The organism is Denitrificimonas caeni, from assembly GCF_027498055.1.
Lineage (GTDB): Bacteria > Pseudomonadota > Gammaproteobacteria > Pseudomonadales > Pseudomonadaceae > Denitrificimonas.
In genome coordinates, this window is the sequence record NZ_CP114976.1 from 755,204 (window position 1) to 778,516 (window position 23,313).

21 protein-coding genes are annotated in these 23,313 nt (G+C 49.2%); 9 read left to right on the plus strand and 12 right to left on the minus strand.

Features of this window, described 5'->3' with window-relative positions:
• Positions 1-10: 10 nt before the first annotated feature.
• The 8 genes from hemW to proC all read right to left on the minus strand — a co-directional run bounded on the left by hemW (position 11) and on the right by proC (position 5,959).
• Positions 11-1,210, minus strand: a complete 1,200-nt coding sequence (gene hemW, locus O6P33_RS03670) for a radical SAM family heme chaperone HemW (protein WP_269818894.1) — start codon at positions 1,208-1,210, stop codon at positions 11-13.
• Positions 1,207-1,791, minus strand: a complete 585-nt coding sequence (gene rdgB / locus O6P33_RS03675) for an RdgB/HAM1 family non-canonical purine NTP pyrophosphatase (RefSeq protein WP_269818895.1) — start codon at positions 1,789-1,791, stop codon at positions 1,207-1,209. Before rdgB ends, hemW begins: the two co-directional genes overlap by 4 nt.
• Entirely contained in the window at positions 1,788-2,207 is a 420-nt protein-coding gene (locus tag O6P33_RS03680; protein WP_269818896.1) for a DUF4426 domain-containing protein, read from the minus strand. The genes rdgB and O6P33_RS03680 overlap by 4 nt, the downstream gene beginning before the upstream one ends.
• Before the next feature lie 19 nt (positions 2,208-2,226).
• A complete protein-coding gene (metW, locus tag O6P33_RS03685; RefSeq protein ID WP_269818897.1) occupies positions 2,227-2,829 on the minus strand; it encodes a methionine biosynthesis protein MetW in 603 nt (200 codons plus the stop codon).
• 7 nt (positions 2,830-2,836) lie between these two features.
• Positions 2,837-3,976, minus strand: coding sequence for a homoserine O-succinyltransferase MetX (metX, locus tag O6P33_RS03690; RefSeq protein WP_269818898.1), 1,140 nt, complete (start codon positions 3,974-3,976; stop codon positions 2,837-2,839).
• 250 nt (positions 3,977-4,226) lie between these two features.
• Positions 4,227-4,529, minus strand: a complete 303-nt coding sequence (locus O6P33_RS03695; RefSeq protein ID WP_269818899.1) for a DUF167 family protein — start codon at positions 4,527-4,529, stop codon at positions 4,227-4,229.
• Positions 4,526-5,131: a YggT family protein gene (locus O6P33_RS03700; RefSeq protein WP_269818901.1), complete on the minus strand. Its 606-nt coding sequence runs from the start codon at positions 5,129-5,131 to the stop codon at positions 4,526-4,528. Before O6P33_RS03700 ends, O6P33_RS03695 begins: the two co-directional genes overlap by 4 nt.
• A 9-nt stretch (positions 5,132-5,140) precedes the next feature.
• A complete protein-coding gene (proC, locus tag O6P33_RS03705) occupies positions 5,141-5,959 on the minus strand; it encodes a pyrroline-5-carboxylate reductase (RefSeq protein ID WP_269818902.1) in 819 nt (272 codons plus the stop codon).
• A 314-nt stretch (positions 5,960-6,273) separates the two neighbouring features.
• On the opposite strand from proC, the gene O6P33_RS03710 reads away from it, so the two are divergent.
• The 3 genes from O6P33_RS03710 to O6P33_RS03720 are packed head-to-tail and all read left to right on the plus strand — an operon-like array spanning position 6,274 to position 9,206.
• The gene (locus O6P33_RS03710; RefSeq protein WP_269818903.1) at positions 6,274-7,308 is read left to right on the plus strand and encodes a type IV pilus twitching motility protein PilT; all 1,035 of its coding nucleotides are present in this window, start codon (positions 6,274-6,276) and stop codon (positions 7,306-7,308) included.
• A gap of 39 nt (positions 7,309-7,347) precedes the next feature.
• A complete protein-coding gene (locus tag O6P33_RS03715) occupies positions 7,348-8,493 on the plus strand; it encodes a PilT/PilU family type 4a pilus ATPase (RefSeq protein WP_269818904.1) in 1,146 nt (381 codons plus the stop codon).
• Between the two features lie 20 nt (positions 8,494-8,513).
• Complete coding sequence (locus O6P33_RS03720; RefSeq protein WP_269818905.1) at positions 8,514-9,206, plus strand: cytochrome b/b6 domain-containing protein; 693 nt, start codon at positions 8,514-8,516, stop codon at positions 9,204-9,206.
• Between the two features lie 84 nt (positions 9,207-9,290).
• Here the strand turns inward: O6P33_RS03720 and O6P33_RS03725 are convergent, their stop codons facing one another.
• Positions 9,291-9,758, minus strand: a complete 468-nt coding sequence (locus tag O6P33_RS03725) for a c-type cytochrome (protein WP_269818906.1) — start codon at positions 9,756-9,758, stop codon at positions 9,291-9,293.
• Between the two features lie 540 nt (positions 9,759-10,298).
• Here O6P33_RS03725 and O6P33_RS03730 point away from each other — a divergent pair.
• The 5 genes from O6P33_RS03730 to O6P33_RS03750 all read left to right on the plus strand — a co-directional run bounded on the left by O6P33_RS03730 (position 10,299) and on the right by O6P33_RS03750 (position 15,566).
• Positions 10,299-11,396: a polyamine ABC transporter substrate-binding protein gene (locus tag O6P33_RS03730; RefSeq protein ID WP_420094959.1), complete on the plus strand. Its 1,098-nt coding sequence runs from the start codon at positions 10,299-10,301 to the stop codon at positions 11,394-11,396.
• 116 nt (positions 11,397-11,512) lie between these two features.
• Positions 11,513-12,598 (plus strand): polyamine ABC transporter substrate-binding protein, encoded by a 1,086-nt coding sequence (locus O6P33_RS03735; RefSeq protein ID WP_420094977.1) that lies wholly within the window; start codon positions 11,513-11,515, stop codon positions 12,596-12,598.
• A 60-nt stretch (positions 12,599-12,658) separates the two neighbouring features.
• Positions 12,659-13,813 (plus strand): polyamine ABC transporter ATP-binding protein, encoded by a 1,155-nt coding sequence (potA, locus tag O6P33_RS03740; protein WP_269818907.1) that lies wholly within the window; start codon positions 12,659-12,661, stop codon positions 13,811-13,813.
• Positions 13,814-13,839: 26 nt separating this feature from the next.
• Positions 13,840-14,721 carry an ABC transporter permease subunit gene (locus O6P33_RS03745; RefSeq protein WP_269819457.1) on the plus strand — a complete coding sequence of 294 codons (882 nt, stop codon included), beginning with the start codon at positions 13,840-13,842 and terminating at the stop codon, positions 14,719-14,721.
• Positions 14,718-15,566 carry an ABC transporter permease subunit gene (locus tag O6P33_RS03750; protein WP_269818908.1) on the plus strand — a complete coding sequence of 283 codons (849 nt, stop codon included), beginning with the start codon at positions 14,718-14,720 and terminating at the stop codon, positions 15,564-15,566. Before O6P33_RS03745 ends, O6P33_RS03750 begins: the two co-directional genes overlap by 4 nt.
• Before the next feature lie 88 nt (positions 15,567-15,654).
• Here the strand turns inward: O6P33_RS03750 and O6P33_RS03755 are convergent, their stop codons facing one another.
• The 3 genes from O6P33_RS03755 to O6P33_RS03765 all read right to left on the minus strand — a co-directional run bounded on the left by O6P33_RS03755 (position 15,655) and on the right by O6P33_RS03765 (position 20,981).
• Positions 15,655-17,703: an LTA synthase family protein gene (locus O6P33_RS03755; RefSeq protein ID WP_269818909.1), complete on the minus strand. Its 2,049-nt coding sequence runs from the start codon at positions 17,701-17,703 to the stop codon at positions 15,655-15,657.
• A gap of 62 nt (positions 17,704-17,765) precedes the next feature.
• Entirely contained in the window at positions 17,766-18,464 is a 699-nt protein-coding gene (locus O6P33_RS03760) for a lipopolysaccharide kinase InaA family protein (protein WP_269818910.1), read from the minus strand.
• A 126-nt stretch (positions 18,465-18,590) separates the two neighbouring features.
• Entirely contained in the window at positions 18,591-20,981 is a 2,391-nt protein-coding gene (locus O6P33_RS03765; protein ID WP_269818911.1) for a penicillin acylase family protein, read from the minus strand.
• A gap of 297 nt (positions 20,982-21,278) precedes the next feature.
• Between O6P33_RS03765 and O6P33_RS03770 the strand changes: the two genes are divergently transcribed.
• Positions 21,279-23,309: a methyl-accepting chemotaxis protein gene (locus O6P33_RS03770; RefSeq protein WP_269818912.1), complete on the plus strand. Its 2,031-nt coding sequence runs from the start codon at positions 21,279-21,281 to the stop codon at positions 23,307-23,309.
• Positions 23,310-23,313 lie beyond the last annotated feature (4 nt).

Sequence of the window (23,313 nt, forward strand, 5' to 3'; positions counted from 1 at the left end):
CTTGCTGATTTTAATGCTCTGCGGTTAGAAAAATTTGCAGCAAATCATTTAAAAACAATTGGCCTTGAGCGCTTGCAGCCAAGCGCTCTGGCTCGACGCTGAGTAAGCCGCGCTGCTCGGCCAGGGCCAGTCCTGACTGTAAAACCTCAGTGCTTAGGCCGGTGCGTTGACTAAATTGCTGCAGCGCCACCCCTTGAGTTAAGCGCAGTGCATTCATTAAAAACTCAAAGGGTAAGTCTGCAGGAGTCAGAACATTGCTGCCGGCTAAAAAAGCTTTGTCAGGATCGAGGTAATCGCTGGGCTGTCGGGTCTTCCAGGTGCGCTGAATGCGTCCTTGTGGATCGCTGACTTTGCCGTGGGCGCCGGCACCAATCCCAATGAAGTCACCGAACGACCAGTAGTTTAAATTATGTTGCGCTGCTGCACCCGCGCGGGCATAGGCAGACACTTCATACTGCACAAAGCCATGCTGCGCCAATAGCTTTTGCCCAGCTTCTTGAATATCCCACAGCACGTCATCTTCTGGTAATACCGGTGGTTTACTCCAGAACACCGTATTGGGCTCCATGGTCAGTTGATACCAAGACAGGTGGCTGGGGGCTAAATCAATGGCTGTCTGTAAGTCAGCCAGTGCTTGTGCTGGCGACTGATCGGGTAGGCCATGCATTAAGTCAAGGTTGAAGTTAGTAAAACCGGCTTGGCGCGCCATGCTTACCGCGGCAATGGCTTCCGCTCCTGAGTGGACGCGGCCTAATGCTTCTAGTTTGGAATCTTGAAAGCTTTGGATGCCAATGGACAGACGGTTGATTCCCAGGGCTCGGTAAGCGGCGAATTTTTCTTGCTCAAAAGTACCCGGGTTGGCTTCTAGGGTGATCTCAATGTTGGCGCTAAAGGCAATGCGCTGTTCAATTCCTGCTAACAGTGCTTGTAAGGCAGACGCGGAGAATAAACTGGGGGTGCCGCCGCCAAAAAAAATAGAGGTCAACTGCCGGCCATGTACATGCAGCAGATCAAGATCTAAATCAGCGAGTACGGCTTCAACATAAGCCTGCTCTGGTAGTTCAGGGGTGGCCGTATGGGAGTTGAAGTCGCAATAAGGGCACTTGCGAATACACCAAGGGATATGCACGTAGAGCGCTAGCGGTGGCAGTTGAAAGCCATTTGCTAACGCGTGCTGCATGCTTAGATCTGAAGTGATCAGAGCGCTCATAGGGCGAGTTGTTGCTTTAGTCGTTGCATGGCCTGAGCGCGGTGACTGAGCTGGTTTTTGAGTTCGTTACTCAACTCTGCACTGCTGCAGCGTTGCTCAGCCACATAGAAAAGCGGGTCATAACCAAAACCATTCATACCTTGCGGGGCAAGTAAAATACGGCCTTGCCAGTGCCCTTCACAAATAATCGGCAGAGGATCATTGGCATGTTGTAACAGCGCCAAAACACAAACGAACTGCGCGCCACGCTGTGCTTCAGGTACGCCTTGGAGCGCTTCGAGTAGTTTGCGATTATTGCCAGCATCGCCACCACTTGCACTGTAGCGCGCAGAATGGATTCCTGGTGCGCCTTGCAAGTAGTCGACCGTCAAGCCAGAGTCATCTGCCAGCGCTGGCAAACCGCTTATTTGGCTGGCATGGCGGGCTTTTAAAATGGCGTTTTCAATAAAGGTTAAGCCGGTTTCTTCTGGTTCTACGCTACTAAATTCGCTAATTGAGCGAATCTTTATGCTGTTTCCCAGCAAGGCTTGCAGCTCGCGCAGTTTGCCAGCGTTATGGCTGGCGAGAACAAGTTCTTTCATAAGTCAGGAAAAACTTCTTGGTTGAACTTTAAGTTGTGGGTTTTGCCGTCTGAATCGGTCACTTGCAAGTCAAATCGCAGCAGTTCTTGGCTGCTAATCGCAAATTGCGCTAAGTAATAAACGGCATTACCTTCATCAATTTCTTTAAAGTGCAAAGTCTCACTTTGTCCTAAAAGGTTTTTGAATGTACCGCGCACTGTCCCTTTTTGTCCTTGGCCAGCTTTAACCATGGAAATATTGAGCACTGCTTGGTTTTTGCTGCGATTTAAGCCGGTTGCCTTGGCAACTTCAGGCAGCAAGAAGGTGGAGTTGAATACGCTGTAATGCACATCAAGGTCGGCATAACTTTGCATGTTTTCGGCCTGTACAGTGAAGGCCATAAATACACTTAAGCACAGAGTCAGAAGATAACGCATAGCAAAATACTCCTCAGGGTTAACGGTTTTGTGCTGCGGTTACTCGATAAATACCAATTTCACCCAGCAAATTCGGCCAGATGCGGCTACCAAGATTGTGGCGGTGCAGACGGTCGACAGCAAGACGGTCGAGTACGGCCATATGCATATCACGGCACAGCGCCTCAAAGTCAGCAAAGGTACAAAAGTGAATATTAGGTGTGTTGTACCATGTATACGGCAAGAAGTCTGAGACGGGCATGCGGCCCTTGTGCGCTAAATACCAGCGGCAGCGCCAGTGCCCGAAATTTGGGAAGGTAATGATGCAGGTGCGCCCAACGCGTAGCATTTCTTGCAAGATTTTGTCTGGGTAGTGCACCACTTGCAGGGCTTGGGTCATCACTACTACATCAAAGCTGTTGCTGGCGAAGTTACCTAAACCAAAGTCCAGGTTTTGTTCAATAACGTTGACACCTTTGTCGATGCAAGCAGCGATGTTGTCTGGGTCAATTTCTAACCCGTAGCCGGTGACATTGCGGTTTTCTTGCAGCCAAGCCAATAGCTCGCCATCGCCGCAGCCTAAGTCCAAAACACGGCTATTTGCGGGAATCCACTCTTGGATAATTTCTAAATCTGCTCTCATAAGTGCCTCACACACTGATGCGGTTCATATAACCGCTAAATGCTTGCAGGTAACGGGGGATGGGCATTAAAAATGCATCGTGACCTTGGGGGGCATCAATATCTAAATAGGATACGTTTTTCTTGGCATCCATAAGAGCATCAACAATTTCTTTTGAGCGAGCAGGGGAAAAGCGCCAGTCGGTGGTAAAAGAGATGATGTAGAAGTTGGCTTTGGCATTGGCAAAGGTCGCAGTTAAGTCGCCATCGTGCTTGGCCGCAGGGTCAAAGTAGTCCAAGGCTTTGGTCATCAATAAATAAGTATTGGCATCAAAGCTGTTGGAGAATTGTTCGCCTTGGTAGCGTAAGTAACTTTCCACCTGAAACTCGACGCTGTGAAAATCATAATTGAGACGGTCGGTTTTTAACTCGCGGCCAAATTTCTGCCCCATGGAGTCATCGGATAAATAGGTAATGTGGCCCACCATGCGCGCCAACATCAGGCCTCGCTTGGGAATGGTGCCTTGCTCGGTAAAACTGCCTGCATGGAAATCAGGGTCGGTCAGAATTGCTTGGCGTGCCACTTCGTTAAACGCGATATTTTGCGCCGACAAGCGTGGTGCCGCGGCAATGGATACGCAGTTACGAATGCGCTCTGGGTAACTGATGGCCCATTGCAATGCTTGCATGCCGCCAAGGCTGCCACCGACAACAGCTGCCCACTGCTCAATTCCGAGCTGGTCGGCTAAGCGTGCTTGGCTGTGGACCCAGTCTTCTACGGTGATCACCGGGAAGTGGGCGCCATACACCTGGCCTGTTTTGGGGTTGATGCTGCTGGGCCCAGTGGAGCCATGGCAGCCGCCAAGGTTATTCAGAGAGACCACAAAAAACTTATTGGTATCAATGGGTTTGCCCGGGCCGATGCAGCTGTCCCACCAGCCTGGTTTACGGTCATCTGGGTGATGGAAACCGGCCGCATGATGGGTGCCGGACAAGGCGTGACAGATCAGCACCGCATTGCTGGCGGTGGCGTTGAGTTCACCATAGGTTTCATAGATGAGTTCGTACTGCTCAAGCGTACGGCCACAAGCTAAACGCAGCGGCTGGTTAAAATGAGCCAGCTTAGGACTGACTAAACCAACAGAGTCTGTAGGGAAAACGGAAGACACGGCAACACTCTCTAAAGTAAGAGACGCAGTCTAAAGAGCATAGCCTTGCGCAGCAAGTCGTAAGGCATTTCCACTGAGACAATTTGAGCTTATTGTCGTCAGCGTGAGAGTTAAGAAAACTACTTCAGCTTTGCGTCTTAGTAAGGTGGTAAGAGTGGGTTAAAGCAACCCGTATAAATATTAAACTGCAGCACTGATTTTGCCTGTTACAGATTAACAAAACTGCAATTTACTTTGCGTAATCTGATGCTTAGCGCAGTTGTAAGTGCTTAAATTCTGCTAAATCCGGTAACTGAGTTGGGGCCATAATACGTACGCGTTTCTGTCGCGACAACTCGCCACTTTCGATCAGTACAGCATTTTTCTTTACCCCAAAAGCCTTGCTTAAAAATGTAATGAGCAGGCTATTGGCTTTACCGTCCACTGGTGGTGCATTGAGGCGTATTTTTATTCGCTCATCATGCAGCCCAACAAACTCACTGTGTTTGGCTCCAGGCTGGAGATGGCAAAAAATAATCAGGTCAGCGCCATCCCAGCGTACATAAGCGGTCACAGAAATGGCGTGAGCAACGCACGGGTGCTACCCACTAAACCGGTACTGAGCGCTAAATTACCAATCACTAAACGCTCTAAGAGGTTGATGGCAATAAAGGCAAAAATTGGTGAAAGATCCAGTCCGCCTAAATTCGGCAAAATATTACGAATGGGCGCCAATAGAGGCTCACAAATTTGATTAACCAGTTGTGCACCTGGGTTGGCGCTACCTGGAGCAACCCAGGATAAAATCACGCTAATAATTAAAGCGAAAAAGAAAATCTTTAAAAATAAGCCACCAATGGCAATTAATGCCCAAACCAACATACTCGGAAAAAACTGCAATACGTCGACACCCGCCAGCAGCAACAGCACCGCCATTAAGATTAACTGCAGTAGCAACACTAACACTAAACCAGCCAGATCAATGCCAGCCACACTTGGGATCAGGCGGCGTAAAGGGGCCAGTAAAGGTTGCGTTACTTTGACTGAAAACTGGCACAGTGGATTGTAAAAATCCGCACGAACCAGCTGCAAAATAAAGCGCAGTAGGGCAACCAGTAAATACAGTTGGCCTAGGGTTTGGATGACATAAATTAAGGCTTCGGTAAGTCCTGACATGGGATTCTCTTATTCACTCAGTTGTTGGGCAAGTTGTTGTGAGCGAGCTGCAGCACTGCTTACCGCAGTATCCACAAGGGCATTAAAACCACCCGCTTGCAAGGCGTTGATGGCCGCCTCAGTGGTGCCGTTAGGCGAAGTGACTTGCTGGCGCAGTTGCGTAGCGTTTAACTCACTTTGGCAAGCCATGCTGGATGCACCTTGGGCGGTATATTTAGCCAGTTGCGCGGCAGTTTCTGCAGGCAAACCCAGCTTAATACCGGCTTGTGTCATGGCTTCTATCAGCAGAAAAAAATACGCAGGACCACTACCAGAAACAGCAGTTACCGCATCAATCAGCTGCTCATCTTCTAGCCAAATAGCGAGGCCGACGGCGCCGAGAAGTTGTTCTGCTTGCTGGCGCTGCGCTGCTGAGACCTGTGCGGTTGCATATAAGCCACTCACGCCTTGCTGAATTAACGCCGGCGTATTGGGCATGCAGCGCACAATTGTCGCTGTACCTAACCAGCGGCTTAAACTGCTGCAGTTAATACCCGCAGCGATGGAGATGATTAACTGTTGCCCGTTTAAATGTGGCGCGAGTTGCTCACATACTTGGCGCATGATTTGTGGCTTGACAGCGAGGACGATGATGTCAGCATTTTTCGCAGCGCGGTCATTATCAGTAAAGGTGTTAATTCCGTATGCGTTTTTTAGTGCCTGCAACTGTGCTTGATCAGGGTTGCTGGCATTGATGTTGTTGGCTGGCAGGCCTTGCTTGCAGAGTCCGCCAATAATGCTGGCAGCCATGTTGCCCGCGCCAATAAAAGTAATCTGTGTGTTGCCCACGTTATTTAAGTTCCTTTAGTGCCGATGCAGAGCGTTTAAGTGCTTGATACAGGGTTAAGCACAGCCGCAGATTGTGTGGCAATTATTGCCGGAGCGCAAAACAGCTTCTTGCTGTTTAACAATAGGGCGTTGACTGCTCTAGCGCTTTAACTCAATTAAATCTTGAAAAATTAAGCAAAGCTGCAAGCCACTTCACAGCTGGCTATAGCAACTTTTGCATTATTGTCTGCTATCGTAGACAGTTATCAGATCGAATTACACCGTACAATAATATAACGGTATTTTAACTGTTTATTTGTGATTGGGGATGCTCCATGGATATTACTGAACTGCTGGCATTTAGCGCTAAACAAGGTGCATCGGACCTGCATTTATCATCCGGCTTGCCGCCCATGATACGTGTCGATGGTGACGTGCGCCGAATTAATTTGCCGGCCATGGACCACAAGCAAGTGCATGCGCTGATCTACGATATTATGAATGACAAGCAGCGCAAGGATTATGAAGAGTTTTTAGAGACGGACTTTTCTTTTGAAGTGCCCGGTGTTGCGCGCTTCCGGGTTAACGCTTTTAATCAAAACCGTGGTGCGGCGGCGGTATTTCGAACCATTCCTTCTAAAGTTTTAAGCATGGAAGATCTTGGGTTGGGTGAAACCTTCCGTAATATTGCCGATGTGCCTCGCGGTTTGGTCCTGGTGACCGGTCCGACAGGTTCGGGTAAGTCCACCACTTTGGCGGCGCTGATGGATTATATTAATAGCAGCAAATATCAGCATATCCTTACGGTGGAAGACCCAATTGAGTTCGTGCATGAGTCGAAAAAGTGCTTGATTAACCAACGTGAAGTGCACCGTGATACCCATGGTTTTAATGAAGCGTTGCGTTCGGCGTTACGTGAAGACCCGGACATTATTCTGGTGGGTGAGTTGCGTGACTTGGAAACCATCCGCTTAGCGCTGACCGCCGCGGAAACCGGTCACCTCGTCTTTGGCACTTTGCACACCACCTCAGCAGCTAAAACCATTGACCGGGTGGTGGACGTGTTCCCCGCGGAAGAAAAATCCATGGTGCGTTCGATGCTGTCGGAATCCTTGCAGGCGGTTATTTCGCAAACCCTGTTAAAAAAGGTGGGTGGTGGCCGTGTGGCTGCACATGAAATCATGCTGGGTACTCCAGCAATCCGTAACCTGATTCGTGAAGATAAAGTTGCGCAAATGTACTCTGCGATTCAAACCGGTGGTGCTTTGGGCATGCAGACTTTGGACAGTTGCTTAAAAGGCTTATTAGCTAAAGGCTTAATCAACCGTGAAAGTGCGCGCGAGAAAGCCAAAACGCCAGAAAACTTTTAAGCCATTATATGACTGCCCAGCGGGGCAAGAGGATATGTCATGGAATTTGAAAAGCTTTTACGCTTAATGGTGGAGAAGGGGGGCTCTGACCTCTTTATTACCACCGGTGTGGCGCCATCAATGAAAATTAACGGCAGAATTATGCCGGTTACCAAGAGCCCACTGTCCCCAGAAATGGCTCGGGAAATGGTGTTAGGAACGATGAACGAGCAGCAGCGTCGTGACTTTGCTAAACATTTCGAGTGCAATTTCGCCATCAGTGCCCGAGGCATTGGGCGCTTTCGGGTCAGTGCGTTCTATCAGCGCAACCTGGTGGGGATGGTGTTGCGCCGTATTGAAACCAATATTCCGAGCCTCGATGACTTGAAGCTACCCGATGTACTTAAACAGTTGGCCATGACCAAGCGTGGTTTGGTGTTGTTTGTTGGTGCCACAGGTACTGGTAAATCCACCTCGCTCGCGGCAATGGTGGGCCACCGCAATAAAAACAGCAGTGGGCATATTATTTCCATTGAAGACCCCATTGAGTTCTTGCATCAGCATCAAAACTGCATCGTCACCCAGCGTGAAGTAGGGATTGATACCGAATCTTTTGAAGTGGCGTTGAAAAATACCTTGCGCCAAGCGCCGGATGTGATTTTAATCGGTGAGGTGCGTACCCGCGAAACCATGGATTACGCCGTAACATTTGCGGAGACAGGGCATCTGTGTTTGGCAACCTTGCACGCCAACAACGCCAACCAAGCCTTAGACCGCATTATTAACTTTTTCCCATCGGACCGTCAGCAGCAAGTATGGATGGATTTATCGCTTAACCTGCGTGCCATTGTTGCCCAGCAGTTGGTACCCACCCCCGACGGTAAAGGTCGCCGGGCGGTGATTGAGGTGTTGATTAATACACCTTTGGCTGCTGATCTGATTCGCAAGGGTGCGGTGCATGAGTTAAAGCCGTTAATGAAGCGCTCCACTGAGCTGGGGATGCAAACCTTTGACCAAGCGTTGTATGCGTTGTATTCACAAGGTGAAATCACCTATGAAGATGCTTTGGCACATGCTGACTCGGCTAACGACTTACGCTTAATGATTAAGCTGGGCTCGGAAGTGGCCGGTGATCATTTGACCACTATGCCTTCAGGGTTATCGCTAGAAATTGCCGATGAAAATCCCGGTCAGCATCTGCGCTAATTGCTTAGGAGAACAATTGTATGAAGCAGCAAATACGTGTTTGGGATGCGCCGTTACGCATTTTCCACTGGCTGTTAGCCTTGAGTGTCATCGTCGGTCTAGTGACCGGCTGGTTGGGGGGGAGTAGCTGGATCGGTTGGCATGAGCGTACAGGATTGTTCATTATTGGCTTATTGAGCTTTCGTCTGGCTTGGCTGGTGCTGGGGTCAACCTATGCGCGCTTATCAACTTTGCTTGGTTCACTGCTGTCCTTGCCGCAGTACTTTGCTGGCCAGTGGCGACAGCTTGGGCATAACCCGCTCGGAGTGTTATCGGTATTGGCGATGCTGGCAATGCTCAGCTGGCAAGCCGTGAGTGGTTTATTTACCAACGATGGCTCAGTGTACACCGGTCCTTTATACCGTTTAGTGAGTAGCAGTTTCAGTGGTGACCTCACCCGCTTACATAAATTGGGTCTGTGGATAATTATTGGCTTAATTGCGTTGCACCTTCTCGCTATCTTGCTGCATTTTGTGCTGAAAAAACATAATTTAGTCAAGGCCATGTTAACGGGTAAAACTGAGCAGCAATACCCTGAGCAAAAAGCAGCGCAGGGCGGGCATTGGCTAGCTTTTGTTGTTGCTGTGGTTATTGCTTGTGGTGCCGTTTACTTGGCGTCTGGAGAGTGGCAGGCCAAGCCACCGCCAGCGCCGGCTGCAGCGCCAGCCTGGTAAGTCGTTAAAAATTTATTGAGGGTATTAAAAAAGGTCGCCAATTGGCGACCTTTTTGCATAACGCATTAGCTCAGCGCACTAGGCTTAATCCATGCGGTACTTGTCATGGCAGCTTTTGCAGCTGTCACCGGTGGCAGCAAAGGCTTTGGCCACTGTAGCTTGGTCGCCAGTTGCGGCAGCTTCAGCTAGTTCATTAGCTGCTTGGTTAAAAGCAATGGCAACTTTAGTTACGCCAGCAGTGTCAGTGAAGAATTCAGGCTTAACGCGGGTTTTAACGTCGCCAATGCTTTTTTCAGTGCCTGGGCCAAAAAGAGCACCCATGCCAGAGTTAGCGGTGGCGGCGATAACATTAGCCGCAGCTTGCACTTGTGCTGGATCCCAAGCAACGCTTTCATCAATGGCCATGGCTTTAATTTTGCCCATGTTCCAGCTCATAAAGCTGTAACCGGCTTTACGGAAGATGATTTGATCTTCAGGGTCAACTTGTGCGCTGGCATTTAAGCTGGCAGTTAAAAATAAAGCAGCTAAGCTGCCGATCATTAGTTTTTTCATCAGACTTTCTCCTTTTTAGCAACATTGCCTATTATTATTTAGGTTGCTGCTGAGTCATGCAGTGGTGTTAGCACCACTAAATAAGCTTTCTCGATCAGGCGCAATAACACCCGTACAACTGGGTAACAGGCCGTGCTGTAAAGTGTGTATAAGAGTGTTGCTGCTGACCTTGAAACTCAAGGGCAATAATAGCGCAATTAACCATTTAAAAGTTTATATAAGGTTCGATCAGACTTTAGCTCCGACTAATGTCGTGTGTCTAATTGGTGATGCGCCGCAAAAATAATATTTTTAAGCCAAGTGCATAGCAGTGCACCACTGGTCGTCACTGAGCCAGTCACGACACTGGGCGGTGCGTAATGTGCTAAGTTATTGGCTATATAGCTGCGTTATATCTACTTTTCATGACAAATACACAAATAAAAGTGTGAATTTGGCTTTTACATCTTGAGTCCTGATTCAGACCTTGCCAGACTTCACTCTGCGCGGCGGTAACGCGCATTAACTTGAGCAACTGTATGAACCGAAGGAGCTGTGCGCGTGAAAAAAACTAAGCAAATGTTATTGGCCGCCGCTGTGGGCATGGCCGTTGTCGCATCAGTGCAGGCTGAGAATCAGCGTGTATTGAAAGTTTATCAATGGTCAGACTATGTGGCCCCCAACACCATCAGTAATTTTGAAAAACAAAGTGGCATCAAAGTGGTGTTTGATGTCTATGACAGCAACGAAGTGCTTGAAGCAAAACTGCTTTCTGGTGGCTCCGGTTATGATATCGTCGTGCCTTCTAACCCGTTTTTAGCCAAACAAATCAAAGCAGGGGTGTACCAAAAGCTTGATAAGGCACAGCTGCCACAGTGGGATAACCTCAATAGCGACTTACTAACAACCCTCGAAGTCAGTGATCCAGGCAACCAGTACTCAGTGCCCTACATGTGGGGATCCATTGGTATGGGCTATAACGTTGATAAGGTTAAAGCCGTATTGGGTGAGCAGCCGATTGATTCTTGGGATATTATTTTCAAACCAGAAAACATCAGCAAATTGCATGAGTGCGGCGTGGCTATTCTAGACTCGCCTTCAGAAATTATTCCGACGGCACTGCATTACCTGGGCTTGCCGACGAACAGTGAAAAGCCGGAAGACTTAAAACAAGCGGAAGAGTTGTTATTAAAGATTCGTCCCTATGTGACCTATTTCCACTCTTCTAAATACATCTCCGACTTAGCCAGCGGCAATATCTGCATGGCCGTAGGGTACTCTGGCGACTTATACCAGAGTAAAGCGCGTGCAGAAGAGGCGAAAGATAAAGTCAGCATCGCTTATAAAATTCCGGATGAGGGCGCAGGTACTTTCTTTGACATGGTAGCCATTCCCGTTGACGCGAAAAATGTCAGCGAAGCCCATGAGTTTATTAATTACTTACTGCAGCCGCAGGTCATGGCTGATTTAACCAACTACTTGCAGTTCCCCAATGCCAATGAGCAAGCGACTGCCTTAGTGGATGAGTCTATTCGCACCGACCCAGGTATTTACCCACCTGCAGAAGTGATGAGCAAACTCTTTACGTTTCCTGACCTGCCAGCCAAAACACAGCGTTTAATGACTCGCAGCTGGACTAAAATTAAATCAGGTAAGTAACGACTACAGTAACCCAAGCAGTGCGCCAAGGTGGCTGCTTGGGTGCTCTTTGTTGCTTAATGCAGTGCTGCAAGTGCAGCTCAATTTAAATGTTGGAGGATGGGTTATTGCCTAGATTGATACACAGTGTGGTGCTGGCGGCCACTGCAAGCTTGCTCTTGAGTGCCAATACTTTTGCCGATTCAACGGTGCATGTTTATAACTGGTCGGACTATATCAGCAAGCCTGTGTTGGAAGACTTCACAGCACAAACGCAAACTAAAGTTGTTTATGATGTGTTTGATTCCAACGAAGCCTTAGAAGGTAAGTTGCTAGCGGGCCGCAGTGGTTATGATGTGGTGGTGCCCTCAGACCATTTCTTAGCCCGGCAAATTCAGGCAGGTGCCTTCGGTAAGCTGGATAAAAACTTATTACCAAACTGGGATAATTTAGAGCCCCAACTAATGGCGCAAGTCGCTGTCAATGATCGAGGCAATCAATACGCTGTGCCATACTTATGGGGCACTAATGGTATTGGTTACAATGTTGATAAAGTTAAAGAAGTACTGGGTGTTGACCACATTGACTCTTGGGCAGTGCTGTTTGAACCAGAAAACATGGAGAAGCTCAGTGCCTGTGGTGTCGCTTTCCTCGACTCTGCAGACGAAATGATCCCAGCGATGCTGAACTATTTAGGTCTTAATCCAAACAGTCATAAATCCGCTGATTATAAAAAAGCGGAAGAAAAGCTGGCAGAGATTCGTCCTTATGTCACTTATTTCCACTCGTCAAAATATGTTGGCGATTTAGCCAATGGCAATATCTGTGTGGCGGCGGGCTTCTCCGGTGATGTGTTGCAGGCTGCTGATCGAGCAGATGAAGCAGGTCAAGGAGTGCGCGTGGCCTATAGCATTCCCAAAGAAGGCGGTAATCTCTGGTTTGATATGCTGGCGATTCCAGCCGACGCTAAAAATGTTGCCGAGGCCCATGCTTTTATTAATTACTTACTTGATCCGGCAGTCATCGCCCAGGTCAGCGATTATGTCGGTTATGCCAACCCTAATCGGTATGCTGACCAATTAATGGATGAAGAAGTACGCAATAACCCAGCCGTGTATCCAGAACAGGCTGTGTTGGATAATTTGTTTGTCTCGCAGCCGTTACCGAGTAATGTGCAGCGTATTAAAACCCGTAGCTGGACTCGCTTTAAATCTGGAAAATAAGCATCTGTTAAATTACTAAGCTCAGCCATGTGGCTGGGCTTTCTGCATTGGGAGAACCCTATGGCAATAGCTTCAGGCGCTTACAAGAAGGCCCTCGCCAACTTGCAAAAGCCGAAAGACGTGCTGGTTAAAATTGAGCGCGTCACTAAATACTTTGACGACACCTTGGCGGTGGATGAAGTCTCGCTGAAAATTAATAAAGGCGAGATATTTGCCCTGTTGGGTGGTTCAGGTTCAGGTAAGTCGACTTTATTGCGGATGTTGGCCGGTTTTGAAACGCCAACCGAGGGGCGCATTATTCTCGATGGTGTGGACATTACCCATATGCCGCCCTATGAGCGCCCAATTAATATGATGTTCCAGTCGTATGCATTATTTCCGCATATGAGCGTGGAGCAGAATATTGCGTTTGGTTTAAAGCAAGATCGTCTTGGTAAAGAAGAAATTGCTGAGCGCGTTGCGGAAATGCTGAAATTGGTGCACATGACGCAATATGCTAAGCGCAAACCCCACCAGCTCTCCGGTGGTCAGCGTCAGCGTGTGGCTTTAGCGCGCTCGTTGGCCAAACGTCCTAAATTATTACTGCTCGATGAGCCCATGGGCGCTTTAGATAAAAAGTTGCGCTCACAAATGCAGTTGGAGCTGGTGGAAATCATTGAGCGGGTCGGCGTGACCTGCGTGATGGTCACCCACGACCAAGAAGAAGCCATGACCATGGCGGAGCGTATCGCCATTATGCACCAGGGCTGGATTGCGCAAGTGGGCAGTCCGATGGATATTTATGAAACCCCAGCCAGCCGTTTGGTCTGTGAGTTTATTGGTAACGTCAATCTCTTTGATGGTGAAATTTATGATGATGACTCAGACCATGCGGTAATTATCTGCCCCAAGCTTGAGCGTCCCATTTATATTGGTCATGGTATTACCAGTTTGGCAGAAAACAAGCGGGTGACCTTTGCGTTGCGCCCAGAAAAGCTGTTGCTGAGCAGCGCTAAGCCGGAAGATTTAGAACACGAAGATTACAACTGGGCCAAGGGCATTGTGCATGACATCGCTTATTTAGGCGGGCACTCGGTGTACCACGTTGAGTTGGCCTCAGGCACCATAGTGCAGGCTTTTATTGCCAACTCAGAGCGTAACGTCAAGCGCCCCACTTGGGATGATGAAGTTTATGTGCATTGGGTGGATGACAGTGGCGTGGTATTTCAATCATGACCGTGCGCAATAAATTACGCGCGATGCTGCCCAAGGGCCGCCATGCAGTGATTGGCGTGCCGTTTTTTTGGATGCTGCTATTTTTCCTGTTGCCCTTTGCCATCATTATCAAGATCAGTTTTGCTGAAGCCGATATCGCGATTCCGCCCTATACCAGCTTGACCGAGTGGGCGGATAATCAGCTAACGATTCTGCTCAACTTTGGCAACTATGTCTTGCTCAGCGAAGATCAGCTGTATATCGCTGCGTATTTAGGTTCATTAAAAATAGCGCTGGTCAGCACGGTTTTGTGCTTGTTGGTTGGGTATCCAATGGCTTACGCCATTGCCCGGTCCGATAAGCATATGCAGCCGGTGTGGTTACTGCTGATTATGATGCCGACGTGGACGGCGTTATTGATTCGTGTGTACGCCTGGATGGGGATTCTGAGTAATAACGGTTTGCTCAATAATGCCTTGCTGTGGTTGGGGGTGATCAATGAACCCTTGCAGATCCTCAATACCAACGTCGCGGTGTATATCGGTATTGTCTATGCCTATTTACCCTTTATGGTGTTGCCGCTGTATGCCAACTTGGTTAAGCATGATTTGTCGCTGCTAGAGGCTGCGGCTGATCTGGGGGCAAAAAGCTATGCTGCATTTTGGAAAATCACTGTGCCATTATCAAAAAGCGGCGTGATTGCTGGCTGCATGCTGGTATTTATTCCGGTGGTGGGTGAGTTTGTGATTCCAGAGCTGCTTGGTGGTCCTGAAACACTGATGATTGGTAAGGTGCTCTGGCAAGAGTTCTTTAATAACCGCGATTGGCCAGTAGCGGCATCCTTGGCGGTGATTATGCTGTTGCTGCTGATGATTCCAATTATCTTGTTTAATCGCAACCAAGCCAGTGAAATGGAGGGCAAAGCATGAAGAAATTTAATTTCTCGCGCTTTATGCTGATCGCTGGCTTGCTGTTTATTTACCTGCCAATGCTGATTTTGGTGATCTACTCCTTTAACGCTTCACGTTTAGTGACAGTGTGGGGTGGTTGGTCAACCAAATGGTATGCAGGTTTATTGGACAATACTCAACTGATGAACGCGGTGTTGCGTTCTTTAGAAATCGCCACTTATACCGCTATTGCCGCAACCGCGCTGGGCACTTTGGCGGCATTGGTGTTAACCCGTATTGGCCGTTTCCGTGGTCGCACATTATTTGGCGGTATGGTGACTGCGCCACTGGTGATGCCCGAAGTGATTACCGGTCTATCACTGCTGTTATTGTTTGTAGCAATGGCGCAGTTGATTGGCTGGCCGATGGAGCGTGGTTTAACCACAATCTGGATTGCGCATACCACCTTTTGTACCGCCTATGTCTCGGTGGTGGTATCGTCACGCTTACGGGAAATCGACCGCTCCATGGAAGAAGCAGCGATGGATTTAGGCGCTAAACCTTGGAAAGTGTTTTTCCAGATTACCGTACCCATGATTGCGCCATCTTTGGTGGCTGGGGCGATGATGTCGTTTGCGCTATCGTTGGACGACTTGGTGTTAGCCAGCTTCGTTTCGGGACCTGGGTCAACCACGCTACCCATGGAGATTTTCTCCGCGGTACGTATGGGGGTAAAACCGGAGATCAATGCGATTGCTAGCTTAATCTTGTTGTTTATTTCTCTGGTGACTTTCTTGCTGTGGTTCTTTACGCGCCGTGCAGAAAAGCGTCGCAAGAAAGCCATGCAGCAAATTAAAGAGCAAGAGCATGCTGGTTTGATCTAGGGTCTTATCACTAGCGGATAAAAAACGGCGTAGCTACTGCAGTAGACTACGCCGTTTTTGTGTTGGGCTGACTTACACCTGCAGCATGTTATTGCCCAGGACTGTCCTGCACTCCAGCTGTGTTATCCAGCAGACTGCTGGTGGCGCTTTGAATATAGGCGTTGAGCTGTTGCAGCCACTGCGCATCATCGCTATGGGCTGCGGCTGGCGCACTCTCTGGGTTAGCTCCGAGTTGATAGGTCCACATGCGTGGCTCTACATCTTTGGGTTTGATTAAAACGCGGTCGCCTTTAATCAGCGCCACAGTTTGATCACTGCCAGAGGGCTTAATAATTGCAAAGCCTTGATCGTCAGCGGGTAGGGTCAGCAAGTCACGGCCCCAGCACTGATGCTGCACGTCACCACCGAGGCGGCCCATGATGGTCGGCACCATATCCACTTGGCTGGCCACGGTGGCATTTTCACTGCCCAGCTGTTGCTGAATGCCGGGGGCGAGCAAGAGCATGGGCACGTGGAAACGGTAGAGGTCCATTTCTGTCATTTGCTCCGGTGTACCAAAGCCATGATCACCAAGCACGACAAATAAAGTGTCGTTGTACCAAGGTTGCTGTTTGGCCTGTTTGAAAAACTCACCCAAGGCCCAGTCAGAATAGCGCATTGCCGTTAAGTGCAGGTCTAAACTGCCGTGCCCAGTCACCGGCTCGACCGGCAAGACATCTGGCAGTGCGTATGGGGTGTGATTGGATAGGGTTTGCAGTAAGGCATAAAAGGGCTGGTCGTCTTTAAGGGCGTTGAGCTCAAGAATACTGCGATCGAACATATCTTGATCGGAGACGCCCCAAGTGGGATCAGACACCACCGGATTGACGTATTCATTGCGACCGACAAAGTGCGTCATACCTTGATTGCTAAAAAAGCCTTGTTGATTATCCCAAGAAAAATCACCGTTATACACGTAGGCATCTTGGAAGTCGCGAGCACTTAACAGTTGCGGTAAGCCTGAGAACTGATGCCCACCTTCTGGGGTTTGCATTAAGTATTCAAAGGCTGGCAAGTTGGGGAAGCAGGCCATGCTGGCGAACATCCCTTGGTGGGTGTGTGTGCCATTGGCAAAGAAACGGGTGAATAACAAACCTTCTTTACTCAGCGCATCAAACTCTGGGGTGATCTGGTCTTGACTGCCCAGCGCGCCCACGTAACGGCCAGCAAAGCTTTCCATCAGAATCACCACAACATTGCGTACCGGTAATTGGGTTTGGGCAACGGGCGAATTGATGCGGCGAATAACCGCGCGGTCGGCATCAAGCAACTGGTCGTGCTCAGTCAAAACAAGTTCACGGGTGATCTCTTGGGCTGTTTCGGCGGCTAATGTGGCCTTCCAAATATTATCGCGGTGCTCCGAGAAGGTGGTTTTTGCCGCGTCATACAGGCTCAGTACCGGGTTTAATCCTAGGTGGTTAGCAAACATCGAGTGAGTGGTGTAAGCATCGCCCCAACGCAGTGGCGGGCCTTGGCGCAAAGTACCGCGAGCGGCCACCACGCATATGACTAAGCAGATTGAGAAAGCGATGCCTTGCATCACATAGTTGTAACCTGTGTGTACTGTGCGGTATGAGCGGGTTTTGCGTTCTGCCCAGCTGAATAAAGCGTACATGATTAGGGTGCAAGCGAGCCAAGTGCTCAGCAAGGTGATCACTGGGAAGCCATGCCACAGCATACTGATGACCGTAGCTGGGTCTTCATTGAGGTACTGGAAAACTAAGCTATTGAGCCGTTGGTGGAATTCGCGGTAAAAATCCAGCTCGATAATGCCCAGTAAAATACTGATGGCGGCAGTTAAACTAAGCCAAGCAACCAGCAGGCGGCGTTGATTCATTAACCAAGGAATAACCAAACTCAACACCAAAGGAATGCTGACATAAACAATTAAGCGCAGATCAAAGCGAATGCCATTGCTAAAGGCTTCTAGTAAGTCAGCGTTAGTGCTGCTGCCAATCATTTCATGGTTATAGACTAAGAGTAAGCCGCGCAGAGCGGTTAACAGCAGTAGCCACAGCACAATACTGGCAGCACTAAAAAGTAGGTGAGAGCTTAAAGAGATACGTTGTTGCGACAGAGCAGTACTGCTAGAAGTCATAACGAGCGCCTGTGTGGCATGGAAAAGAAGGGCTGCGCAATTGCGGGATTGCGCAGCCAATATTATGCAAGCTTAGTACGCAGCTTAGGGTTTTGGTTGCAGTAAAATTGTAAAAAAAGCTGCCAATCGCTATCTGGCATAGCACCACGGTGGCGACCGAGCTGCTTGATATCATGCAGCGCCGCACCCTGAGCCGGCCAGCGGCGACGGGCTTTCTCTAAGTCTAAAAAAGCCACTTCTGGCGACTGTGCCGGTTTGGTTTTGATGAAAATATGCTTGGCGTAGCAACAGCTGTGCTGCCAGCCAGCTTTATGCATGGTGGTGAGAGCATTTGCTACGGCCTGTAAAACTTCAGATACAACTGCACTATCGACAGGCTGTAGCGCGAGCTGGCTGTACCACTCTTCGAGACTGATAAAGTCTTTCAGAGCTTCGGTAACCAGTAACGCATACCAGTCTTTACCTTGTTTCTCCGCACCATAAAAAACGAGTGTTGGCACTTTTAGGCCCAAGCGCTCTAACGCTTGCATAGCGTTTTTTTCCCGTAACACCGTAGGCCGGCCGCAGGGGTAGCGCAAAGAAAAAAAGCGGTGGCCCACTTGCCGCTTGCTGTATAGCCAAGGTTGCTGTGCTGTGCTGGGAGCTAAAAGCTGTACACCGCTGGCACCACCGCGGCGCTGGTTGGGCTCTTCGACCCATTCGCCGGTGCGTGCCCACCAGTCATTCAGTGTTGCATTGGAAAAGTTTTGCGCTGTCTCCATGCCAGAATCCTTTGTCGGCAAACTGCCGCTTGATCAAGAGTGCTTTATTAAGCGTGATAGAAAAATCCGCTAGTTTGGCTGCGAGTACCAAGCTAGCGGATTAAAATTGAATGGCGGTAATATAAGTTATTCCGGCAGTAAGCGTAAGCTACTCAGGGTATTGTCTTGAATATCCTGCGCAGCGAGATGCTGCTGGAAGTACTGCCCTTGCATATAAGCTTTTGCTTGATCACTGTAATGGCGATCAAAGCGTACGCCACTTTGGCCGACTGGATTAATGCCCAAGGACTTTTGCGGTGCAGCAAAATCAATTAGGCGGCGGGTTGATGGGCCGTAGACCACTGCCCAAGGTGCTGGGCCGTAACCGCTGGATAAATTGTTGGGCATCTCATGCCCACCAGGCGCGGCAAAGCTACCGATATTGAGTAGGCTGTCGAGCGGCGCTTGCTGCCCTAGCGGGTGTTTGTGAGTCAAGGTGTGGGCACTACCCCAGAGCCAGTCTTGTGGTTTTGAGCCTAGGCTGCTGCGCAAGTGATCGAGGGTGGCTTGCCAAGCTTGAGCAACAACGTGCTGACGTGTTTGCTCGACACCACTGCTACGGTTATGCCACCAAGGTGAGTCGGCATCGGCTACCAACAAGGGCAAAGCGCTGTCGATAATGCGGGTATTGAGTAAGTTGGCAAAAACATCTTCCCCTAATTCATCCAACATCGCTGCTTGTAACAGTTGGTAGCTAAACTCGGTAAACACCGTGGGAAGGTAGCTGTCGATAGGGTAATCACCTTGCCAATGACTCAGCTGGGTGATGAGTTCTTGTTCCTCGGCAGTGCTGGCCGCTGCAGCTAAATCAGCAAGCAATGGGCTCAGTACCCGTTGTGCATAGCCGGTACGCTCGCCGAGCTGTAATGCTTGGCTATTGTCGGTGTCCCATAAAATATCGGGCTGACTCAGTTGTTCTACCAACTGCGCACCACGGTCGGCGAGGTTGTAGTAACCGGGTAAAGGTACCTTGTTAGGGGAAGCAGGCAAGAAGTTGGCCGACACAATATAACCTTGGGCTGGGTTTTCTTCTTGTGGGTTATCACTAAATGGATAAAAGCCATACTTGTTACTGGCAGCGGTTTGGCTGTCGAGAATAAATGAGGGCTGGGCGGACTGATCACGAATCGGCATTTTAGCTGCGGCCCACCAAGCAATATCTCCTTGTGCATTGGCCCAGATTACATTCAGTCCGGGGGCATGGATTTGACTGACAGCTTGCCGCGCTTTTTCTAGAGTATTGGCGCGGTTGAGCTCATAAAATGCATCTAGAATGGGGTTTTCGGTTTCTAAAAAGGCCCACCACATGGCAATTGGGGTGTCGGCTTGGCTAGAGCTTAAAGCATCATTGATAATGGGGCCGTAAGTGGACTGGTGCAAAATTAATTGCTCTGGCTCTTGGCCTTTAATTGGAATCCACTGGGTTTGGCTGTCGAGGGTTTGCCAGTCATTTTCGTGCCAATACTGTTCAGGGTTTTCAGGATTGCTTTTTAGCGCAATAAGGTCTAAATCATCATTTTGAAACATGGTGATTGACCAGCCAAACTCATGGTTATGTCCCAGCAGGGCAAAGGGGTTCAATGCTTGAAAGTGGCCATATAGCTCAAAGCTGGGCGCTTGGATATGCGCCTCGTACCACACTGCCGGTACTGAGAAGGTAATGTGCGGGTCGCCGGCCAATAGCGGTTTGCCACTGGCGGTTTTCGAGCCGTCTACCACCCAAGCGTTACTGCCTTCAAACTGGGGTAAGCCAGCATCAAATAAGGCGGCTTGGCTGAGTTGTGCCAGGCTCTGCAGTTGACTCCAATCTGAGCTGGTTAGCTCAGGAGAGAGCAGTTTGGGTATAGCACCGTTACTGGGTGCGCTGAGGTCAAAAATCTGTAGATACTCTTCACCCAGCTTTTGGCGGATATAGCTCAGAGTGGGTTCTGTACGAAAAGCTGCGGCAAAGCTATAGGCCAAATAGCCTGCAATACTTAGGGTGTCTTCCATCGTAAAGGGGCGTGGGTTGACTCCGAGTAAGTCAAACTCCATGGGCTGGGGACGGTGCTCTTGATAGAAATTCACCCCGTCTAAATAGGCTTGTAACGCCTGCGCCGGCGGGCTGTTGACGTCAATGGTCTGCACATATTGCTGGGCATGCTGGTGTAGACGCAGGGTGCGGAATAAACGGTCGAGCTTGACTGTTTTTGGGCCGAGAATTTCAGACAGCTCACCACGGGCTAAGCGGCGCATGATCTCCATTTGAAAGAGGCGGTCTTGCGCCTGCACATAACCGAGTGCGCGATAGGCATCGAGTTCATTTTGCGCTTGGATGTGGGGCACACCACGCTCATCGTAATGCACCTCAACAACGTCGGTGAGGCCGGTTAACGGCAAGTTGCCGCTGCGCTGCGGCAGCTTTTGTTGAACGTACCAAGTGGCCGCAAGGACTGCGCAGCCGACCAGTACCGCTAGGAAAATAAAAAAACGTTTCATGAGTCTAAGGCCTGTAGTGAAGCGTAAGTAGATTGAGTCATACTTAAGTTTAACGCTGTCTGGGTGATAAATGTATGAGCAGCTAACTAAAAGCCTTGGCGCTGCTTTGTCAAGACTGGGTTGGCGCGGTTAAGTTTTGCCTGCTGCGGTCGATAAGTAAGGCTAAGGTAATGATAATTTGAAAAGCTCGACTTATACGCGATAAAGCCGCAGTATCGATAAAAATATAATTTGCTGAGCGTGACGCAACATCATGAATACAGCCAAAAATAACAAGAAACACTTGGGGGAATTGCTGTGAGGATTTTATTGCATCCAGCTATTAGGCTGATGAATCGTTTAAGTTTTGGCATGAAGTTCAGCTTAATTAGTGCATTATTTTTTGTGCCGATGCTGGTGACTAATTTTTATTTGGTGCGTGACTCATATCAGGTGTTTGTGCATACGCAAATTGAGGCGCAAGGTTTGCAGCTACTGGATGCCAGCTTAAATACCACTGCACAACTTGAGCACTGGCATGATCTGTTGCGTATTAACGCAGTAATTGGCCAAGGTGGCACCACCGGAGAGTTAGAGCAGCGCATTGAGCGCCTACAAAAAGACATTGCCAACCAATGGCAGCATCTTGAGCTTGTCCAAGGCAGCGCAGAGCAACGCGCGGATTTTGATAGTAAGCGTAACCAGTTATTAGCGCAGCTTGAGGCTGTGCATCAGCAACCTTCCTTACAAACACGGGCAGTGATGGCTGGTGAATTATTGGCCAGCGGCGTGTTATTTAATCGATTTATTACCAGCCAAACAGGTTTAAGCCAAGATACAGATTTAGAAGTACGCCAACTGGTTGCCTTAATTACAGAGGTAACTCCTGACGTGACCCAAAGCTTGGGTGAAGGGCGTGCGGTGGCGAGTTTATCCATGGCCCGTGGTTATTTGGACTCCACCAACAGTAATCTGCTGGATAACTTGCAGTTGGGACTGGACAAACTCAGCGCTGAGTATGAAATGAAGCTCAATGAAGCCTTGTCTGGCAGTATTGCGGCCTCGCAGGCCTTGAGTAGTTATGCTGCAGAAAGCCGTGTGACCCTACAAGATGCTCTGCGCCTTTTAGAAGATGATGTCATTATGGCTGATTCGCTGGATAAGCCATGGGGCGATCTCTACCAGCAAACCTCCACATTGATCGATAAAACCCACAATTTAAACAGCCAAGTGATCGATTACTTAGCAGGGGTTTTGGGTGAGCGCTTAGTCAGTTATCGCTGGCAAATGAGTTTGCTAATTGCGGCGCTGGCAGCAGTGTTTTTGCTCATAGGTTATTTATATAGCGCTTTTTATGTATCAACACGCTCAAGTTTACGCAGCCTTGGTTTGGTGATGGATCAAGTTGCTGCGGGTGATTTAACAGCACACTTTAAGGTGCAAAGCCGCGATGAGCTTGGCGAGTTGGGCGGTGCTTTTAATCAAACCGTGCAGCGTATTCATGCTTTGCTGGAGCAGGTCAATAACACTGTGCATGATGTGGAAGGGCAGGCCACACGAGTGTTGAGCGTCTCAGCACAAAGCAATACCGCTGCTGCAGAACAGCGTGCGCAAATTGAGCAAGTGGCCACTGCCATGAATGAAATGTCAGCCACCTCACAGGAAGTGGCTAACAGTGCTGCCTCAGCGGTGGGGAATGCGCAAAGTGTCAATGATGAGACCATCAGTGGCCGTGTGCAGGTTGAGCAACAAGTCAGCAATATTCAAAAGCTGGCGCAGGAAATTGACGGCTCAGTGGTGGCTATTAATCAGTTAGCCACGAACAGCAAATCGATTGGGCAAGTGCTGGATGTGATTAAAGGTATTGCCGAGCAAACCAACTTGCTGGCATTGAATGCGGCAATTGAAGCTGCCCGTGCTGGTGAGCAAGGCCGTGGCTTTGCGGTGGTTGCGGATGAGGTGCGCAATTTGGCGCAGCGTACTCAGCATTCAACAGCAGAAATTGAACAAATGATCAGTCAGTTACATGGTGGTGTTAGCTCGGCGGTTAAAGCCATGAGTGCCAGCCATGTAATGGCCGATGAGACGGTGGCGCAATCGGTAGAGGTGCAGAGCGCTTTAGAAAATATTCTGGCAGCGGTGGGGATGATTGTTGATCAAATTCAGCAAATTGCTGCAGCTGCGGAACAGCAAACCGCAGTCGCTCATGACATTGATCAAAATATTGTGCAGATCAACCAAACCGGCGAACTGACGGCGCAAGGCGCAGATGAAACTGCGCAAGCCAGCCAAGATATGAGTGCTCAGGTTGAACACCTGAAAACCCTGATTAGTGCCTTTAAGATGTAATGCG

What these genes read in the sequence shown, in the direction of transcription:
- O6P33_RS03725 (WP_269818906.1), bottom strand. Translation starts at nt 9,758, where the DNA reads ATGAAAAAACTAATGATCGGCAGCTTAGCTGCTTTATTTTTAACTGCC.
- O6P33_RS03720 (WP_269818905.1), top strand. Translation starts at nt 8,514, where the DNA reads ATGAAGCAGCAAATACGTGTTTGGGATGCGCCGTTACGCATTTTCCAC.
- hemW (WP_269818894.1), bottom strand. Translation starts at nt 1,210, where the DNA reads ATGAGCGCTCTGATCACTTCAGATCTAAGCATGCAGCACGCGTTAGCA.
- O6P33_RS03765 (WP_269818911.1), bottom strand. Translation starts at nt 20,981, where the DNA reads ATGAAACGTTTTTTTATTTTCCTAGCGGTACTGGTCGGCTGCGCAGTC.
- O6P33_RS03710 (WP_269818903.1), top strand. Translation starts at nt 6,274, where the DNA reads ATGGATATTACTGAACTGCTGGCATTTAGCGCTAAACAAGGTGCATCG.
- O6P33_RS03760 (WP_269818910.1), bottom strand. Translation starts at nt 18,464, where the DNA reads ATGGAGACAGCGCAAAACTTTTCCAATGCAACACTGAATGACTGGTGG.
- O6P33_RS03715 (WP_269818904.1), top strand. Translation starts at nt 7,348, where the DNA reads ATGGAATTTGAAAAGCTTTTACGCTTAATGGTGGAGAAGGGGGGCTCT.
- potA (WP_269818907.1), top strand. Translation starts at nt 12,659, where the DNA reads ATGGCAATAGCTTCAGGCGCTTACAAGAAGGCCCTCGCCAACTTGCAA.
- O6P33_RS03700 (WP_269818901.1), bottom strand. Translation starts at nt 5,131, where the DNA reads ATGTCAGGACTTACCGAAGCCTTAATTTATGTCATCCAAACCCTAGGC.
- O6P33_RS03680 (WP_269818896.1), bottom strand. Translation starts at nt 2,207, where the DNA reads ATGCGTTATCTTCTGACTCTGTGCTTAAGTGTATTTATGGCCTTCACT.
- rdgB (WP_269818895.1), bottom strand. Translation starts at nt 1,791, where the DNA reads ATGAAAGAACTTGTTCTCGCCAGCCATAACGCTGGCAAACTGCGCGAG.
- O6P33_RS03750 (WP_269818908.1), top strand. Translation starts at nt 14,718, where the DNA reads ATGAAGAAATTTAATTTCTCGCGCTTTATGCTGATCGCTGGCTTGCTG.
- O6P33_RS03755 (WP_269818909.1), bottom strand. Translation starts at nt 17,703, where the DNA reads ATGACTTCTAGCAGTACTGCTCTGTCGCAACAACGTATCTCTTTAAGC.
- metW (WP_269818897.1), bottom strand. Translation starts at nt 2,829, where the DNA reads ATGAGAGCAGATTTAGAAATTATCCAAGAGTGGATTCCCGCAAATAGC.